The sequence below is a fragment of the Alteromonas sp. a30 genome (assembly GCF_026788005.1).
Classification (GTDB): domain Bacteria; phylum Pseudomonadota; class Gammaproteobacteria; order Enterobacterales; family Alteromonadaceae; genus Paraneptunicella.
In genome coordinates, this window is the sequence record NZ_JABEPE010000008.1 from 43,381 (window position 1) to 61,146 (window position 17,766).

General features: G+C 41.7%; 22 protein-coding genes. 13 read left to right on the forward strand and 9 right to left on the reverse strand.

Features of this window, described 5'->3' with window-relative positions; genetic code table 11:
- Nucleotides 1–122: 122 nt before the first annotated feature.
- Both HJG39_RS09475 and HJG39_RS09480 read left to right on the forward strand, forming a co-directional pair.
- Complete coding sequence (locus HJG39_RS09475; protein WP_268408728.1) at nucleotides 123–1,304, forward strand: hypothetical protein; 1,182 nt, start codon at nucleotides 123–125, stop codon at nucleotides 1,302–1,304.
- 52 nt (nucleotides 1,305–1,356) lie between these two features.
- Nucleotides 1,357–1,989, forward strand: a complete 633-nt coding sequence (locus HJG39_RS09480; protein ID WP_268408729.1) for a DUF1361 domain-containing protein — start codon at nucleotides 1,357–1,359, stop codon at nucleotides 1,987–1,989.
- A gap of 38 nt (nucleotides 1,990–2,027) precedes the next feature.
- Here HJG39_RS09480 and HJG39_RS09485 read toward each other — a convergent pair whose 3' ends face one another.
- Nucleotides 2,028–3,335: an MATE family efflux transporter gene (locus HJG39_RS09485; protein ID WP_268408730.1), complete on the reverse strand. Its 1,308-nt coding sequence runs from the start codon at nucleotides 3,333–3,335 to the stop codon at nucleotides 2,028–2,030.
- 96 nt (nucleotides 3,336–3,431) lie between these two features.
- Here HJG39_RS09485 and HJG39_RS09490 point away from each other — a divergent pair, with 96 nt between their 5' ends.
- Nucleotides 3,432–4,460: a polysaccharide deacetylase family protein gene (locus tag HJG39_RS09490; RefSeq protein ID WP_268408731.1), complete on the forward strand. Its 1,029-nt coding sequence runs from the start codon at nucleotides 3,432–3,434 to the stop codon at nucleotides 4,458–4,460.
- A gap of 94 nt (nucleotides 4,461–4,554) precedes the next feature.
- On the opposite strand, the gene HJG39_RS09495 is transcribed toward HJG39_RS09490, so the two are convergent.
- The gene (locus HJG39_RS09495; protein ID WP_268408968.1) at nucleotides 4,555–5,304 is read right to left on the reverse strand and encodes an FKBP-type peptidyl-prolyl cis-trans isomerase; all 750 of its coding nucleotides are present in this window, start codon (nucleotides 5,302–5,304) and stop codon (nucleotides 4,555–4,557) included.
- A 182-nt stretch (nucleotides 5,305–5,486) separates the two neighbouring features.
- On the opposite strand from HJG39_RS09495, the gene HJG39_RS09500 reads away from it, so the two are divergent.
- Together HJG39_RS09500 and HJG39_RS09505 are read left to right on the forward strand one after the other, a co-directional pair.
- The gene (locus HJG39_RS09500) at nucleotides 5,487–6,467 is read left to right on the forward strand and encodes a WD40 repeat domain-containing protein (protein WP_268408732.1); all 981 of its coding nucleotides are present in this window, start codon (nucleotides 5,487–5,489) and stop codon (nucleotides 6,465–6,467) included.
- A gap of 3 nt (nucleotides 6,468–6,470) precedes the next feature.
- Nucleotides 6,471–6,695, forward strand: coding sequence for a SlyX family protein (locus HJG39_RS09505; protein WP_268408733.1), 225 nt, complete (start codon nucleotides 6,471–6,473; stop codon nucleotides 6,693–6,695).
- Between the two features lie 38 nt (nucleotides 6,696–6,733).
- Here HJG39_RS09505 and HJG39_RS09510 read toward each other — a convergent pair whose 3' ends face one another.
- Nucleotides 6,734–6,943, reverse strand: coding sequence for a YheV family putative zinc ribbon protein (locus HJG39_RS09510; RefSeq protein WP_268408734.1), 210 nt, complete (start codon nucleotides 6,941–6,943; stop codon nucleotides 6,734–6,736).
- A gap of 133 nt (nucleotides 6,944–7,076) precedes the next feature.
- On the opposite strand from HJG39_RS09510, the gene HJG39_RS09515 reads away from it, so the two are divergent.
- From HJG39_RS09515 to HJG39_RS09530, 4 genes are read left to right on the forward strand one after another with little or no spacing between them, the layout of a single operon-like run.
- Nucleotides 7,077–9,008, forward strand: a complete 1,932-nt coding sequence (locus tag HJG39_RS09515; protein ID WP_268408735.1) for an ATP-binding cassette domain-containing protein — start codon at nucleotides 7,077–7,079, stop codon at nucleotides 9,006–9,008.
- On the forward strand, nucleotides 9,008–9,547 hold the full coding sequence (locus HJG39_RS09520; protein WP_268408736.1) for a TIGR02444 family protein: 540 nt from the start codon (nucleotides 9,008–9,010) through the stop codon (nucleotides 9,545–9,547). Before HJG39_RS09515 ends, HJG39_RS09520 begins: the two co-directional genes overlap by 1 nt.
- Nucleotides 9,537–10,541 (forward strand): hydrolase, encoded by a 1,005-nt coding sequence (locus tag HJG39_RS09525; protein WP_268408737.1) that lies wholly within the window; start codon nucleotides 9,537–9,539, stop codon nucleotides 10,539–10,541. The genes HJG39_RS09520 and HJG39_RS09525 overlap by 11 nt, the downstream gene beginning before the upstream one ends.
- 20 nt (nucleotides 10,542–10,561) lie before the next feature.
- The gene (locus HJG39_RS09530) at nucleotides 10,562–10,795 is read left to right on the forward strand and encodes a YheU family protein (protein ID WP_268408738.1); all 234 of its coding nucleotides are present in this window, start codon (nucleotides 10,562–10,564) and stop codon (nucleotides 10,793–10,795) included.
- An 80-nt stretch (nucleotides 10,796–10,875) separates the two neighbouring features.
- On the opposite strand, the gene HJG39_RS09535 is transcribed toward HJG39_RS09530, so the two are convergent.
- The 3 genes from HJG39_RS09535 to nudE are packed head-to-tail and all read right to left on the reverse strand — an operon-like array spanning nucleotide 10,876 to nucleotide 12,876.
- Nucleotides 10,876–11,463, reverse strand: coding sequence for a YceI family protein (locus tag HJG39_RS09535; RefSeq protein ID WP_268408739.1), 588 nt, complete (start codon nucleotides 11,461–11,463; stop codon nucleotides 10,876–10,878).
- Between the two features lie 38 nt (nucleotides 11,464–11,501).
- Nucleotides 11,502–12,311, reverse strand: coding sequence for a 3'(2'),5'-bisphosphate nucleotidase CysQ (gene cysQ, locus HJG39_RS09540; protein WP_268408740.1), 810 nt, complete (start codon nucleotides 12,309–12,311; stop codon nucleotides 11,502–11,504).
- Between the two features lies 1 nt (nucleotide 12,312).
- Nucleotides 12,313–12,876 (reverse strand): ADP compounds hydrolase NudE, encoded by a 564-nt coding sequence (gene nudE / locus HJG39_RS09545; protein WP_268408742.1) that lies wholly within the window; start codon nucleotides 12,874–12,876, stop codon nucleotides 12,313–12,315.
- Between the two features lie 61 nt (nucleotides 12,877–12,937).
- Between nudE and yrfG the strand changes: the two genes are divergently transcribed.
- Together yrfG and HJG39_RS09555 are read left to right on the forward strand one after the other, a co-directional pair.
- Nucleotides 12,938–13,615 (forward strand): GMP/IMP nucleotidase, encoded by a 678-nt coding sequence (gene yrfG / locus HJG39_RS09550; protein ID WP_268408743.1) that lies wholly within the window; start codon nucleotides 12,938–12,940, stop codon nucleotides 13,613–13,615.
- A gap of 63 nt (nucleotides 13,616–13,678) precedes the next feature.
- A complete protein-coding gene (locus HJG39_RS09555; protein WP_268408744.1) occupies nucleotides 13,679–15,220 on the forward strand; it encodes a cryptochrome/photolyase family protein in 1,542 nt (513 codons plus the stop codon).
- 152 nt (nucleotides 15,221–15,372) lie between these two features.
- On the opposite strand, the gene HJG39_RS09560 is transcribed toward HJG39_RS09555, so the two are convergent.
- Nucleotides 15,373–15,660, reverse strand: a complete 288-nt coding sequence (locus HJG39_RS09560) for a hypothetical protein (RefSeq protein ID WP_268408745.1) — start codon at nucleotides 15,658–15,660, stop codon at nucleotides 15,373–15,375.
- A 317-nt stretch (nucleotides 15,661–15,977) separates the two neighbouring features.
- On the opposite strand from HJG39_RS09560, the gene HJG39_RS09565 reads away from it, so the two are divergent.
- A complete protein-coding gene (locus HJG39_RS09565; protein ID WP_268408747.1) occupies nucleotides 15,978–16,199 on the forward strand; it encodes a helix-turn-helix domain-containing protein in 222 nt (73 codons plus the stop codon).
- 20 nt (nucleotides 16,200–16,219) lie between these two features.
- Nucleotides 16,220–16,402 carry a hypothetical protein gene (locus HJG39_RS09570; RefSeq protein WP_268408748.1) on the forward strand — a complete coding sequence of 61 codons (183 nt, stop codon included), beginning with the start codon at nucleotides 16,220–16,222 and terminating at the stop codon, nucleotides 16,400–16,402.
- A gap of 54 nt (nucleotides 16,403–16,456) precedes the next feature.
- On the opposite strand, the gene HJG39_RS09575 is transcribed toward HJG39_RS09570, so the two are convergent.
- Both HJG39_RS09575 and HJG39_RS09580 read right to left on the reverse strand, forming a co-directional pair.
- Complete coding sequence (locus tag HJG39_RS09575; RefSeq protein ID WP_268408749.1) at nucleotides 16,457–17,224, reverse strand: type II secretion system protein N; 768 nt, start codon at nucleotides 17,222–17,224, stop codon at nucleotides 16,457–16,459.
- Between the two features lie 64 nt (nucleotides 17,225–17,288).
- A complete protein-coding gene (locus HJG39_RS09580) occupies nucleotides 17,289–17,765 on the reverse strand; it encodes a type II secretion system protein M (protein ID WP_268408750.1) in 477 nt (158 codons plus the stop codon).
- Nucleotide 17,766 lies beyond the last annotated feature (1 nt).

A 17,766-nucleotide genomic window follows, 5' to 3' on the forward strand; every position in this document is an offset into this window, starting at 1 on the left:
AAAAATCATAATCTTACACTGATTTTAAGCAGTTTATTTACAATAAGTCAGTTGACTTGAACGCCAAATAAACGCACCCTTTTGGTAATTAAAGGATGCGTTTATTTTTTTGGGAGATGTAAATGAAACTCTGGAAGTTGTGCTGGCCTGTATTACTATCAATAGCAATACCACTTTGGGTATCACAGTCCGTTTATACCGAAGGATATCCTCCCGGATATTTTAATTTTCCACCTCAATATACCGCAAAAGAACTTCCCGGCTTTAATCTTCCTATTTTTATTGGCTTAGCAATATTTTGCTTTGCATTTACTTTATTTCTCATCTGCCCCAAGTGGTTTGGTTTCCGAGGTGAAAAACCGGAAATAATGCCAATTAGTCATAAATCCCTTCCTTGGTGGTTTTGGCTTGGCCTCATAATGATGAGCTTTTTCTGGTGGTTGATGTGGTCACACTCTACCGCTTTTGGCGAGTTAGTTTATTGGTCCTTCACTCCCCTCTGGTGGGGCTTCATTTTAGTGCTCGATGGAATCGTTTATAAACGTAACAACGGCATTTCGTTGTTATCCAGTAAGCTCAAACTTATGGGAATTGCCTACATTGTTTCTATCGTGGGTTGGGCTTATTTCGAGTTCTATGATTATTTTGTGTTGGGAAATTGGTATTACCCTCAAGCCTACGATGCGCCTTGGCCACACTGGCTTCTGGTCATAGAGTTTTTTATCACATATGGCACTATCACCGTGGTTTTCTTTGAATGGTTCTCACTATTTAAAACCTTTCCTAAATTGCCTGCCCGCTATAAAAACGGTCCCAAAATGAATATCCCAGGTAACGTTTTGCTTCTGATTGGAGCGATTCTGGTTGTCTGTATGGTGATGTGGCCTTTCCCCTTCTTTTGGGTGGTTTGGATAGGACCATTTGCCATCTTGTCCGGCACATTAGTTAACTGCAAAATTGATAACACGTTCTTGCAAATCGCTCATAAAGGCGACTGGAGCAATGGTGTATTAATGGGACTAGCATCCTTATTCAATGGTTTTGTATGGGAATTTTGGAATTATGGAAGCACCCATCTAGGTATCGATACACCAACTAACCCAAATTATTGGGACTACAATATTCCCTATGTCGACGCGGTGTATTTATTCAGTGATATGCCTTTACTTGGCTACTTTGGCTACATCCCGTTTGGTGTTTTAGTGTGCCAAACATTCCTCTGGTTTGGCAGTGTATGTGGATTCAAAACCAATATTGAATTAACTCCCATACCCAATACCGCTAACTCCACTTTGTCAAAATAAGCTTCGCTCGGGCATATCTTAAGTATGCCCGCTTATCTTAAGAGATATACAAATGATAATTCCTGCACATTTTACTGTAGCTAAAAACATCTTACTTGCAGAAATACCTGTTTTTCTAGCCCTTTATTTGTTTGTTTTCGCACAAAAACGTTCCATTATTTGGTGGCTCATGTGCGTAACATTCGTCGGATTTTTACCTAACGCTGCATATACACTTACCGACATCATTCACTTTATTGGTGCCATACAGAGCGAGGCACATTCTTGGGTTTACCTAACATTTTTCCTGTTTCCTATTTATTTATTGTTTATTTTTATTAACTTCCAGTTTTATGTTGTTTCTATCATGTTGGCGCAACACTATATTCAACAGGAAGCGAATAACCGTCTTGCAAAATGGTTTATTCCTATTATTCACTTTGCTTGTGCCGTAGGGGTTTATCTTGGAAGAATACAACGCTTGGAAAGTCGAGCAATCATGGAAAAACCAATCACCGTTTTACGCGATGTAGCGGCAGACTTTACTCACTTTCCATCGGTATTGTTGATCCTGTTCTTCTTTATATTGTTCTATGGGTTGTATCTGCTTTTTGCTATCTTAAATCGATACCTCTGGCACCGTTATTGTTCACCATATTGGCAAGCAATAGAGGCCGTTAAACTCAAAAAATCGGCTTCCCCGTAAGAGCACACGAAATGCGAGTTCCACGGCTTTCTGAACGGTTAAGCAAATATCTTTTTTTGTTTAACTAACCAAGCAAGGTGCCCGCCTAATGTCATGCCCCGCAGAGCTAGGAAGATAAGAAAGCTACTCCACAGTCCCCAATTTTCGAATACCGAAAGCCCGTACCATGTAGGAAAGAAGAACAAAGCCATGCACACCAACATGCTATTACGCATGGCTTTGGCATTACTTAAACCAATATAAATACCATCTAACAAGAAACACCAGTGGGCAACCAGTGGCAACAGTACAATCACCATGAGATAACTCGAAACCGATTGGCGTAACGCCTCAATATCGGTGAGTAACCGAACAATAGATTCGCCAAACAACCAAAAAACACTACTGTAAACAACAGCAAAAATAACCGACCAAAGCATTGCTACTTTCACAATGTTAAGAATACCCAGACTTGTTTTTTGACCTTTTGCCTCACCAATAAGTGCCTCGGTTGCATAAGCAAGGCCATCTAAACCAAGTGCAATTAAGGTAAAGAACTGCAAAATGATAGCATTAGTCGAGCCAATCATTTCCCCCATCGCTGTCCCCTTATAAGTCACAAAAGCGAGACAAAGTTGTAAAGCTAGATTGCGGATCAGCATATTACTGTTTAACGCCAATAAACTTCGAAACATGCCAATATGAAGAAATTGTGCTTTAAAACGAACATCAGCGACACGGAAAACCACCACTAAAGACAGCATAAAAATACTGATTTCTGCGGCTACACTGGCGATCGCAACACCAGCAATTCCCAAATCAAAAACGTAAACCAATAGTATATCTAGAGTCACATTCAGCAAATTAGCAGCAATCTGGATGCGCATAATATGACGATGCGCTTGCTGCCCCACCAGCCAGCCAATCAGTGCAAGATTGATAAGTGCGAATGGCGCACTCCACACGCGTATTTCAAAGTACGCCTTGGCCGAAGTCATAATTGTGGGCGTTGCATCGGCTAACCATAAACCAGCCGATAATAGTGGGCCTTGTAGTAAAATAATGACAACACCGATAAATAAACCAATTGCGCCACTTTGCCATAATACACGCGCCGCGAATGTGTTATTGTTTTCCCCTTTTGCTTGTGCAGATAATCCTGTTGAAGACATCCTTAAAAAGCCGCACACCCAATAAAGTTGCGTTAGGATTAAAGCACCAAGCGCAACGCCAGCAAGAAAACCAACGTCATCCATATGACCAATAACAGCAGTGTCTACTAAGCCAATCAATGGCGTAGTAATATTGCTAATGATCATGGGGATCGCTAAGGCAAAGATTCTTTGACTCTGTGCCGATAAAATCATAGTGCTTTTTCTAGTACCTTGAGAAAATTAGGTTCACAATAAATACGTTTTTGAATTTCCAGGAGAGCGATTATTAACATCTTACGTTCAGTTATTATGATTACATTGTTTCTGAGCAGTGTTGCCGCCGCAGCACAGCAAAGCCATGCCGTGATTTTGCAATATCACCATGTGAGTGAAGATACGCCGAGCTCGACCTCTGTATCACCCGAGCGCTTTGCAGAACATCTTGCTTATATTTCCGAGCATTATACGGTTTTACCTCTGGAAAAAATCATTAATGCTCTTCAAAAACATGAATCTGTACCTGAAAATAGCATTGCGATCACTTTTGATGATGGCTATCGCAATATTTTAGAGAACGCTCACCCGCTATTAAAACATCATGGTTTCGCTTATACGATTTTCGTTAATCCCGCTTTGCAGGGCACACGCAGTAACTTATTAACGTGGGAAGAACTTAAATTGATATCGCAGGAAGGTGCGAGCATTGCCAATCACTACCTTGGTCATGAACATTTGCTCTATAAAGAAAAAGGCAAAACCGACGCTCGCTGGCTAAAAGATCATGAAAGCAATATTTTGCTCGCAGAAGAGATCATCGAAAGCTATATAGGCACCAGCCCGCGATATTTTGCTTATCCTTACGGCGAATACAACACTCAAATTCAAGCGCTTTTGCGTAAACACAACATACAGGGGTTCGCGCAGCATTCAGGCGCAATTTCCGCAGATAGCGACTTCACCGCATTACCCCGCTTTCCTGCTTCTGGTGTTTATAGCAACTTAAATACATTAAAAGTAAAAATGGCGAGTTTGGCTTTCCCCGTTATAAAAAATTCAGTTACTGAGCCACAATTAGATGCAAGCGGAAAACTAGAGAATTTCACACTTAAGGTGGATTTATCTGACATTTATGCCAGCCAAGTGGCCTGTTATTACAAGGGTAATCCACAAGTATTAACATGGCAGGAAAATCAGGTAGATATAGGAATTCCAGAGCATTTCCCAACAGGACGCTCTCGTATTAACTGCACCGCGCCGAGTAAATCTAAACTCGGGCATTATTACTGGTTTTCTCAGCCTTTCTTTGTACCAACAGAATCTGGGGATTGGTTGAATTAACCAAGCTTTACCTTACATAAGCCAAAAAAAAGCCGGACATTAAAATCAATATCCGGCTTTTTTAATTTACTTATGTTCTATTTGAAAAATAAGCTTACTTCTCGTCACCTGAAGCTTCGATGCTTAGCAACTCAACTTCAAAGATCAATGTAGAGAATGGTGTAATCTTTCCAGCTAAACGGTCGCCGTAAGCTAAGTCTGACGGAATATGGAAGCGATACTTAGAACCAACCGGCATTAATTGTACGCCTTCCGTCCAACCTGTAATCACTCGGTTAAGCGGGAAGGTAGCAGGTTGACCACGTTCTACAGATGAATCAAACACTGTGCCATCGATTAACGTACCGTGGTAGTGAACTTTAACGGTGTCTGTTTCGGCTGGCTTTTCGCCATCGCCTTCAACAAGCACTTCGTACTGAAGACCAGAATCCGTCACGACAACGCCTTCGCGCTTCATGTTTTCTTCTAAGTATTTTGCGCCTTCAACTTTATTCTTTTCCGCTTCTGCATCACGCTTCTTGTTTTGACCTTCACGGAAAGCAACTTGTAGGTCATGAAGTGTTTGTTGCACTTCTTCTTCAGTTAACTGGGACTTACCTTCTGCTCCTTCGATAACCCCTTTAATTAATAGGTCACGGTCAAGTTCGATACCGACATCAGCATAAGTTGTTGCTTGCTGGTCGATGAAGTTTCCGATATTAGCACCAAGTGCGTATGCATTTTTTTGCTCTTGTGTTTCTAGCTTCACTGGCACAGATTTATCTTCCGTTTTTTGTTGTTGGCAAGCCGTCAAACCAAATACTACTGAAAGCGCCAACACTGAAAGAGTTTTGTTCATGTTTATCTCCGATAATGAACGTTCAATTTGTAATTTTTATGTAAAGTGCTGCTCAATTGGCCGACACCCAAAGTTTGAAAATCCTTGAGATCGATTTTGGTTCACCGAGATGAAGAACAAGACGTTTCCAAACTAAGCGCTTATACTAACGCCCAACGGAGAAAAATAAACCATGAATTCAATTTAAAATGAAACATTTGCTGTCATTAAGCTTGGTTTTTCTGTTATTCGCTTGCGACGTCTACAGCAACAAACCGGTCAATTATTTCCAACACGCTGAATCAGGCTCTCTTGCAACGGCCTTCTCCGACGATGCCGCCATTGGTATCGTATCTAGCAACGATGAAGGTATAGTTGTCTGGGATCTACAATACAACCAAAAGATCTACCAGTGGAATCATCAAGGCCAAGATGACAATGCGAATGTGATTGGTCTGGTTAACATCTCACCAGATAAAAGCCACGCAGTGACTGCCGACAGAGAAGCTTTTGCCATTTGGGACCTCAACACCGGCGAACCTATTGGTTTTTGGCGTATAGATGAGTCCAGTGTTCGAGACATCGCGGTAAGTAATGGCGGTAACGGTATTTTAGTTGGTAGAGGCAATGGAAAAGTGCTGTATTTTGAACATCGAACCGGACGCCGCATAGAGTTCCTCGGACACCAAGAAAGAATCAATAGTGTCGCGCTCTCTCCAAATGGTTTATATGCCTTAACGGGGGGCAACGATTACACCGCATTTTTATGGAACACGAAAACCGGTCAGATTGTATATAAGTTTGAACACCCAAGCCGCGTGACGAAAGTTGTACTGGATAACCAAGGCCGGTTTGCTTTCACTGCCGATAGCCAAAAACACGCCAGAATTTGGGATTTACAAACGGGTCAAGAAATCAGTCGACTAAAATACATACAAAGGCAAAAAATCTTTAGTGCTGCGCGCTTTTCAGAGGACGGAACACAACTATTAACCGGCTCACCAGACAGACATTTGACGCTATGGGATGTACAATCCGGCGCGAAAATTCAAGATTGGAAAGTCCACCCTAACGAAAAATCACTGACCAAAAGCGCCGTGGTATATGCAGTTGCATTTATGGAAGATAATCAGGTTATTTCCGGCAGCAGCTCAGGTTGGGCCGAAGTGTGGACAGTAGAGGAAGATTAAATAATGCGTCACGACACAGCACACTTGCTAAACGAAATTACTGAATTACAAACTAAACTCGCGTTTCAAGATGATCTAATTGAGCAGCTTAATCAGGCACTAGTATCACAACAAAATCAAATCCATAAATTGGAATATCAAATGAAACATGTGGTTAGCAAAGTTAAAAACATGTCTGTTTCGAATCTCGCCAGTGAAGACGAAGAAACGCCTCCACCACATTATTAGAATTCACATAGCCCAAATACGGTGCAGGCAAGGTTTTACTATTCGGGCTTAAAAATACCAATCACGTTTTGCGCATCACCCGTTTTGGTTTCGACTTCGTTGTCAACTTGCGATTTTCGATAGTCGCAAGACACACACATAAGCTTCTCTACATTGTTTTCAACGTAAAGCATTAAGGTGTCCACCGATTTACACTGCGGACAGGTTGCTCCCGCAATAAAGCGTTTGCGCTTCCTTTTTTCAGTCATAAACACACCCGTTGTTATTAGTCATCATTCAATGCGCGGCATCATACCTTTAATACTTAGCGTAAAACAATTTTGTTCACCTGCGCTATCAAGGTAAAATCCGCCCTCTTGAGTATTCAGATGGCAAAACAACATGATTAAGATCGATAACATCACCCTAATGCGAGGCATCAAAACGCTGCTGGAAAATGCGTCGGCAGAAATACAGCCGGGACAACGGGTCGGAGTTATCGGTCGCAATGGTTGTGGAAAATCCAGCTTGTTTGCCATGATTCGTGGCGAGTTAAATCTTGATGCCGGCGATATAAACGTAACCCGTACGTGGGAAATTGTATCCGTTAAACAGGAAACCCCCGCCGTTGATATGCCAGCTCTGCAATATGTTATTGAAGGCGATGTGAAAGTCACACGAATTCAACAGCAACTCACACAAGCCGAAGCCGATAATGACGGCGATAAAATAGCGCAGCTACACGACTTACTTGCCATCGAGGGAGGCTACGACATTGAGTCTCGCGCTGCCATTATTTTGCAAGGTTTAGGATTTCAACAATCGGAACTGCATAATTCAGTGACCGCCTTCTCTGGTGGTTGGCGCATGCGCTTGAACCTTGCGCGTGCGCTTATCTGTCGTTCCGACTTGTTAATGTTGGATGAACCAACCAACCATTTGGATTTAGACGCTGTAATTTGGCTTGAGAAGTGGTTGAAACAATATCCCGGTACACTATTGCTTATATCCCATGACCGTGATTTCTTAGACAATACGGTAACGCATATTCTTAGTTTCGAGTCTCAGGCGCTACAAACCTACACTGGCAATTACTCTAGCTTCGAAAAACAAAAAGCTCAGCGCTTACGCTTGCAGCAACAACAGTTTGAAAAACAACAAGCTAAAGTGGCTCACTTACAAAGCTTTATTAACCGTTTTAAAGCCAAAGCCAGTAAAGCCAAACAAGCACAAAGCCGCGTTAAGCAGCTTGCAAAACTTGAAGAAATCTTGCCAATACAACAAGAGAACCCTTTCAACTTTGAATTTTTTGAACCCGAAAAGTCACCTAACCCGCTTATTAAGTTAGAGAAAGTACAAACCGGTTATGGTGAAACGGTCATTCTTGATAATATCCACCTTAACCTAGTTCCGGGAAGCCGCATTGGTTTATTGGGTCACAATGGCGCGGGTAAATCCACGCTGGTAAAGCTTCTGGCTTCTGAGTTAAAACCTATGTCCGGCGAATATACGGTAAGCCAAGGCGTGAATGTAGGCTACTTTGCCCAGCATCAAGCAGAAAAACTCAATTTCGACGCTTCTCCACTCGCCCATATTCAACAACTCGACAAACTCGCATCTGAACAAGCGCTAAGGGACTATTTAGGTGGGTTCTGTTTTCGAGGTGACGACGCATTAGCCCCCGTTGGTCCTATGTCTGGTGGTGAAAAAGCACGCTTAGTATTGGCGATGATCATCTATCGAAAACCAAACCTTTTACTGCTGGATGAGCCAACCAACCACCTTGATTTGGAAATGCGTCAAGCCCTCACATTCGCCTTGCAAACCTACACTGGCGCAGTGTTATTGGTATCACATGACCGTTATTTACTTAACGCTGTGAGTGATGATTTTTATCTGGTTGATCAAGGTAAAGTCGACATTTTCAAAGGAGATTTGAATGACTATCAGCAATGGGTAATGCAGTCCGACAAACAAGCCTTTGTAAGCCAAGACTCGGCAAATGACGAGACCGACACCACCAAAGCTGACAAGCTAAGCCGTAAAGATGAGAAGCGTTTAGAAGCAGAGTTTAGAAAAGCGACGAAAGGCTTTAGAGATCAAATCAGTCAATCGGAAAAGAAGATGCAGCAGCTAGACGAAAAGCTTGCGAAAATCGACGCCGAATTATCTGATCCAAGCATTTACAATGAAGATCAAAAAAACAAATTGCTCACACTGCTCGCTGACAAAGCTTCGCTTGAGAAAAACAAAGAGGACGCGGAATTGTTGTGGTTTGACGCTCAAGAAGAATTAGAAAAAGCTCAGCAACAATTTGAGGAAAGCTTATCTTAATGACCGCCCACGATAAAAGCATCCAATACCTAAGCCAGCAATTTTGGGATTTTTCCCTTGAATTTTACAGCTTTGGTGATGTGCAACGTCTTGTTTTAACGCTACAAGATGAGTTCGATCTTAACGTCAACCTGTTACTCCTTTGTGGATTTTTAAGTGATCTGGATTGTGCCCTCTCAGAAAACAACATAGAACAACTCATTCAAGGCATTAACGCATCTGAAGCGCAGATAAAAACCTTACGTGAAAAAAGACGGGCAACAAAGTCGGTTTCACAGGTGCAATATCACGCACTTAAACAACAAGAATTGGAGATGGAGCAGCATCAGCAAAGAAAGATTACCGAGTTGGTGCATTCATTTAATATAATACCTTCGAAAGAGAAGAGGGGTTCAGCTTGTCATCTTACAAACCTTAGAACCTACATCAACGCCAAAAGAGCATATTCAAAAGGCAATAACGATGAAATTGAGCCGTTTATCTTAGATCTAAACACGCAATTTCAAGCATTTACTCAAGCTAAACATAATGCAAAGTAAAAGTAAGAATATTAATTCCTTTAAACCACCTCTGTGGGCTAGAAATCGCCATATTCAAACCATATGGCCTCGCTTTTTTACGCGTCGATTGCCATTAAGAACAGAAGTGCAACGCTTGGATTTGCCTGACGGAGACTTTATTGATCTGGCTTGGTCGCCAAGACCAGATGAGTGTAAAGGCTTAATTCCCATGTTTCATGGCCTTGAAGGTTCCATCAATTCTCATTATGCCAACGACATGATTGCCCAACTCAATAAAGACGGTTGGTGGGTTGTGTTAATGCACTTTCGCGGTTGCAGTGGCAGTATCAATCGCCTTCCACGCTCTTACCATTCCGGCGATACTGACGACGCCCGCTTCTTTTTGGAATACCTGCATAAACAACAGTTTGATGTACCAATTCAAACAGCACTCGGATTTTCTCTAGGTGCCAATATGCTTTTAAAGCTCATTGGCGAAGAACCAAATCATGGATTCTTTGAGTCTGCCGTGGCAATTTCACCGCCATTCAAATTATCGGAATGTAGTAAGAGTATTAGTGAAGGGTTTTCACGCATTTATCAGAACTATTTGCTTGCCAGTATGCGCCGCACCTTTATTGAGAAAATACGCCAAATAGACTTTGGTAAATTTAAGATCACTAATGAAATTATGAATAAAATAAGAACATTTCGTGATTTTGACGAATACATTACTGCGCCTTTGCACGGGTTTGAAAACGCAGAAGATTATTATAGCCGGAGCAGTTGTATTCATTACCTAAACAAGATAACAACACCTACCTTGATCATTCATTCAAAAGACGACCCTTTTATGAATTCAAACGTAGTGCCTCAACCCGAGCACTTATCTGAACATATTGAGCTTGAATTGAGTGAACAAGGTGGACATGTGGGGTTTATGCAAGGGTCGCCTTGGCGCCCTAAAATTTGGTTTCATGATCGGGTAAAATGCTTTTTAGATACCCAATTAGCCAATATCAAAATTGGTTAATTCAACATAGGGCAAACTTCATGAGAATTCCGGTTGATGAACTCGAAAAAGAAACACTTTATGCCATCGCTGAATCTTTTGTTTTAAGAGAAGGAACGGATTACGGAGAAGTTGAAGCTTCACTAAAAGACAAAACACTACAAGTTATACAACAACTAAAAAGCGGCGAAGCAGTATTAATTTTTAGTGAATTGCATGAAACTGTGGATGTTATCTCGAAGCAAGCATTCCAACAGCAACAAAGGGAAGATTAGAAAACAAGCCACCCTTGTAAAGTAATGGCGCCTAGCTTTTCAATATTACGCATTGAAAAATGAGACGCCAAGTCGATACCTTACTGACTAAAGACAAGATTAGCATTAACAGGCACTGCGAGCGTTATCCCTGATAGCCCAGCCACTTTTTGTAGTGCCATCACACCATCCCCTAAGTCAAAATCTTTTGCTTGTACCACAATTGGCTTAGTGACCGATGCAGACAATGACCCAACGCCGTCGTAACTCACAAGCAATTCAACATCAATTGCTTTTACTTTTCCGTGCAAGGTTAGGGTCGCTTTTTGGGTGGCGGTAAACTGCACAGCTTTGCCAGTAACAACATTCTTTCTTAGTAATTCACTCAAATCTGATTTGATAATGGCTGTTTTAAACTGAGAGACTTCAAACAGCATTTCTTGCATGCGTTGGTTGCGAATAGGAATACCGGTTTCTACCGAAGTAAGGTCAATATCAACCACCATCATTCCCTTTTCATCAATTTTTCCTGCGAGTTGTTTAAATTGATGTACTTCGGCTATTTGCTCTTTTTTCACACTAATAAAATGAACTGAAGAAGCGTCATTGTCCAACATCCAGCCCGCATTCACATTCATAGATGCCGCTAATAAAGCGACGACAGAGACAAGTTTATTACACATTTTCATGATGATAGAAGTTTTCCATTGATTGCGTTAAAAAGAATTTAAAGAACGATGCTTTGCCAGTCTATTCGCTGATCACCCAGCACGATGAAATTTGGATTTTTTAGACTTTCCCTTAAATTATAAGTTAGTGGTTGAAAGTCAATTGCAAGGATCTTTCCTCCGGCTTCGGCCACAATACATTGCGCTGCTCCTGTGTCCCACTCCCCGGTTTCGCCAATACGCATAAACACATCAGCTTTGCCTTCTGCCACATAACAAGACTTTAACGAACAACTTCCCAACGCCAACGTCTCATAATGACGCTGATGACTCAATCTTGATAGCACCCATTCTGTCGGTTGCTCACGGCTGATTGCAATGCGAATAGCATCATGCTGAGGATTTTCTAATTTACGTACTCGAATCGAGGAGGTATGACCTTGTGTCATTTTAAATGCGCCCGTTTCTTTGCAAGCAAAATACAAAATATCGGATGTAGGCCAGTAAATAACACCTATGACGGGGACATGGTTTTCAACTAAAGCAATATTCACCGCAAAATGACCGCTTTTAGCGATAAATTCTTTAGTGCCATCTATTGGGTCAATTAACCAATAACGGTCCCAGCTTTGCCGCTCGGTAAGGCTACCATTGTTCTGTTCTTCCGACATAATAGGAATGTCTGGGCTCGCTGCCTGAAGTGCTTTAACGATAATCTCATTAGCAAGAAAGTCGGCACTCGTTACCGGGGAATCATCACTTTTATTAAATCGCCTGAAGTTACCACTATGATAGATGTCCATCACATTTTCGCCGGCATCGACAGCGGCTTTTTTGGCAACGTCTAGAAGCGATGTTAATACTTGCATTTTACTTTTGCGCTCTCCATCTTTCTGCGAGTAACAAGGCAGCGATACTACGGGCTTCGGTGAAATCCTCTTGAGCCAACAATTGAGGTATATCATGAATGGACCACTCGACCACCTCTAAAGGCTCAGGCTCATCTCCTTCTAGGCGACTCGGATTCAAATTTTCGGCAACAAAAATGTCCATACTCGCATTGAAGAAGGTGGGAGCCATGCTTACTGAGTGTAGCAGTGTAACGGAGGATGCAGCATATCCGACCTCTTCTTGCAGTTCTCGGTTCGCTGCTTGTTGTGGGGATTCGCCCGGATCTATTAACCCTTTTGGAAAGCCAAGTTGATAGGAATGCGTACCCGCAGCGTACTCTCGAATGAGTAATAACGTTTCAGCATTGATAAAAGGAACGATCATAACAGCACCGCGCCCCGACCCCGCCATACGCTCAAATGTTCTTTGCTCGCCATTTGAAAATGTTAAATCGACTTCTTCCACGGCAAAAAGCCGACTTCTTGCCACGATATTGCGCTCGGTAATCTCGGGCAAAAGCTTGTTTGGATCTATTTTACTCATTTACCTACCAAGTCATATTTTCTATGATTGAATACTATAACCCTAATAAATTTAAAAGCCTATGTTACCTTGGAATGAAATTGAAACCGTTCTTTTAGATATGGATGGCACCCTTCTAGATCTCCACTTTGATAATCACTTTTGGCTTGATTTTCTTCCCCAAAAACTTGCACAGAAAGATCAAGTTAGCCTGGAACAAGCAAAAGATAACATCATGCAGGAGTATGAAAAGGTAGCCGGAACCATAAGTTGGTATTGTTTGGATTACTGGACCGAAAAGCTCAACATCGACATCATGGAAGCGAAGCGAGAGATCCAGCATCTTATTCGAATGCGCGACGACACATTGCCTTTTTTGGACGCGCTACACGAATCGGGTAGAAATGTGTACTTAGTGACTAACGCACATCCGGGAAGCTTATCGTTAAAAGTTGAACGTACACAGCTCGATGCTCATATTGATACCCTTATCTCAACCCATGAATTTGGTGTTACCAAGGAATCACAACTGCTTTGGCAAAAGCTGCACGCCCATTTAGGGTTCGATCCAAAGCACACGCTGTTTGTTGACGACAGCATTGGCATTTTAGAAGCGGCTAAAACCTTCGGTATCCAATATAATTTGGCCGTGCGTAATCCTGACAGCAAAGCACCATCCCGCGACATACATCATTTTCCAGCGGTTGAAGATTACCGTACTTTGATAAATGACATACGTCAGCAACCTTGGCAGCAATAAACATATAATCTTTACGCTATTCTTTGTCGTAGACATTTTTATTTCTCGATAAGGAATAGCGCAATGCCTTCAGCGCTTCGATTAATTCTTGGCGACCAACTCACCGAATCGCTCGACATCATCCAACAAGCAGATCCGGCTTCCGATTTATTTTTCATGGCAGAGGTGGACCAAGAAGCCACCCACGTGAAGCATCATGGAAAGAAGATTGCGTTTATCTTCTCAGCGATGCGCCACTTCGCTAAATCTCTACAGAAAAGTGGCTTTCGAGTGCGTTATACAACCATTACCGACACCAACAACACCCACACATTATTCGATGAAGTCAAGCGTATTATCGGCAACCGAACCTTTCAACGCATCATCATCACTGAGCCAAGTGAGTACCATTTAAAACATTCGATTACGACTTGGGAAGGTGCCTTAGGAATACCCGTTGAAATCTTGCCAGACACTCGCTTTCTATGCTCACATCAGGATTTCCAAGCTTGGGCCCAAGGTAAAACTCAACTCAGGATGGAAATGTTTTACCGAGTCATGCGTCAGAAAACCACTATTCTCATGCAGGACGGCAATCCAGAAGGCGGAAAATGGAATTATGATTCAGCCAACCAAGCTCCCTACAAGGGTGAACCACCACTTCCTCAACCTTTGACTTTTCAACCTGACGACATAACACACCAAGTATTACAGGATGTCGGATCACGCTTTTCAGGACACTTTGGCGCATTGCATCCCTTTAACCTAGCCGTCACACGAGAACAGGCTCTACAGGTATTGAACGACTTCGTTGCACACCGCCTGCCCTTTTTTGGCACTTATCAAGATGCCATGATCCAAGGCGAGCCTTGGATGTTTCATTCTCTACTTAGCGCCTATATCAATGTTGGCCTGCTTTTACCACTGGAAGTCATTCAGGCCGCTGAACAGGCGTTTTACGCTGGCACAGCGCCTTTAAACGCTGTAGAGGGCTTTATCCGACAAATTTTAGGATGGAGGGAATACGTAAGGGGCGTTTACTGGATGATGATGCCTGAATATCGCCAAGAAAACTTCTTCAACGCCACACAAGCACTGCCTACACTTTACTGGGATGGCAAAACGCAAATGAATTGCTTAAAGCAATGTGTGACCGAAACACTTGAAAATGCTTACGCTCACCACATACAGCGGTTAATGGTTCTAGGCAATTTTGCGTCACTCACTCAAGTAGACCCTCATGAAATCAATGAATGGTTTTGGATTGTCTATCTTGACGCTTTTGAATGGGTTGAACTGCCAAATGTAACCGGCATGGCATTATTCGCTGATGGCGGCAAGCTTGCCAGCAAACCTTACATCGCCAGCGGTAACTACATCCGTAAAATGTCTAATTATTGTACTAAATGCCATTATGACGTTAATTTAAAATCTGGCCCAAAAGCTTGCCCATTTAACTACCTTTATTGGTATTTTTTACTAAAAAACCAAGAAAAACTTAGCAAAAATAGTCGTTTAAGGATGCCACTAAACAACCTAAATAAAATGGAGGACGAGAAGAAAAGACAAATCAAAGAAGATTCGCTTATATTCTTAAAAAAATTAAATAATAACGAATTAATTTAAAGCCGGAGATATTTAAGGTTTTACCAAGTCTATTATGTAATTTTTATTTACCCGACAGTAACCTTTCCGAAGATTAAAAAGATTGGTACCTGCCCACTTCCATACCGCAAAGAAACTCGAATACAAAAACAAGCAGATACATCTCATACACCTCAATCTACCTCTTTGTCCTTAAATAAAGATTCGCAATGCAACTGCTTATCAAACAAATGCTTAAGTGCTATTTCGCCCATACGAGTTTTTTGCGCTAACAATTGTAAGAACTCTGCATTAACCTTGCCTCGGTTCAAGTAATTTCTGAATGTTTGAAGTTTTCCCTTCTCAGGAGTGACACCATAAAGATGCTCATAGAAATGAGCAATATTCGTGAAATCCATCTGAATAATATACTTAACCCTTCGCCGAATGGTCTCTGCACCATCGATATCTAACTCCAACATAAGCAACCTCTTCTTGGGTGGAGAACAGAATGAAAGCGTTCTTACCTTACCTCCAAACGCCCCCGGTAGCAAAGGGTTATATTCGATAAAACTTATATAAAGTAATGACTTACATAACTTTTTTTTGATTTGCCGAAGAGACTAATGAAAGGTTTTAAGATGTATAATTTTGTTTCTTTCAGGCGTTAAAAATAAAGGGTATTAAATCCTACACCCAAAAAAGGTCAAAAGATTATTAAACTAGTCATTATGGATTTGCGACATACTCAATCATGATTTACATTTAATATTAATTTTAAAAACAGGAATGGTTATTTATGAGTCCTTATGAACACAACCTCATCATTACTGGCGATGTATTGCGTACTTGGAGAAAGCAAGCAGGTATGACACAAACGGAAGCAGCTCAGTCCATAAATATAAAAACTCGTCGGACAATTAATAATTGGGAGAGAGGATTTTCTTCTCCTTCTCACAATCATGTTATTGCGTTAGCGAAAAAATATGGCACTTATAAACAATTGTTAGAGTTGCTTTAATGTAAGAGAGGAAATGCACAATGTTACCGGAATCAGTAAGCACTCAAGAGTTTATTGAGGCAAATAAAAAAGCAGAAAAACAAATTAAAGCCTTTGTTGGTAACAGGCAAACAATATCAGCTTCAGACGCCATTATACTTACGAAGACGCTGAAACTTTCAAAAAATTCTGTCATGAAAACGTTTTTAAGACACCATTCCTAGTTTATCGGAAGAGCGAATACAGCCTTTATTGAGCGAGTTAGAGGCCATGTAAGATTAGATAGCGATCGAATAGTAGCCTTGGCTATCAGCTCGCCCAAACAAGGAAGCGGCTTGATGTACTTCTTTAGGAAGCGTTTCATTAGGCTTAAAGCGTCCATTTGCCTTAATTTGGCCTTGTGCCGATAACGTCGCAGTGACGTCCAAGTTCAGCACATTTTCGGGGTTAACTTGTACCTGAATGCTGTCTTCTACACACTGAATTTGAGCTTTGAACTGCCCAAAATCGATCATGCCAGTTGTGCCCGAAACCGCAGCGTTACCCCAACCACCATTGGCTGTAATGGCTAAACATTGGTTCTTCTTTAATGAGTAAGTAATATTGCTCGCATCTAGATAAAAACGACCAGATGCCCGCACAGGAATGGGTAAAGGCACCTGCGCTAACACAAGGTGGGTTGGCAAGAAAAGCGTTCCCTCTTGAACATCAAGCGTTTGGCTAAATAACGAGAAATTCACGTTGCCTTTAAACGAGATAAGATCCGGCAGATTAGCGTTACCCGCATGAATATCGACACTAACCTTTCCTATCAGTAGCGAAAAAACACTTAAATCCCAGTGTAATGATTCAACTTGTACGCCCTCTACAGTAACGGTATCCGCGCTCCCGTCCCATAGTGTTCCATTGACACCAGTAATGCTGATACTCGAAGGTAATGGGATACGATTGATAACTTGTGTTGCGGGTAGGTTGGCAACAACCAATATAAGATAAAACACTACAGCAACGACGATTAACTTAACTTTATGTTGTTGCAACTCCAAACCACGACCTCTTTGTTAAGCTGTAAAAAAGAAACGGGACTTAAAGCCCCGCTGTACTGAAATATTATTTACTGAGTCTTAGTCGACGAACCTTAATCATGCCAACTTCGTCAGATTCAGCAATATCGGCCTCAGCGACGCTTATTCCCATCTGCTCCAGTTGTTGCAGCCAAGCCAACACATTATTAAAAGGGGCTTTATCAACCCACACTTGAATGTCATCTTTTTGAGGCTGCATCCGTGAAATATCGATACTAAAGCGTGCAGCTGTTTGGTTAACAGCTTGTGGTAGCGAGCCATTAAAGCCTCCATGGCTGCCAGCGGATTGCTTTAGTTGAATCGCCTTTGTTGCATTCTCTTTAACCCAAACTAGGAGTTCTTGCTGCCTTTCTACCGATGCTCTGTTGGTTTTGATGGATTGTTGCAATGGCGACCAAATAACAAAATAAAATAGTGCAATTACGATAACCACACTCGCTATAACCACTAATTTTTTCTCGCGATCATTCAGGGCATTGTATTTTTCTAATAATTGATTCACG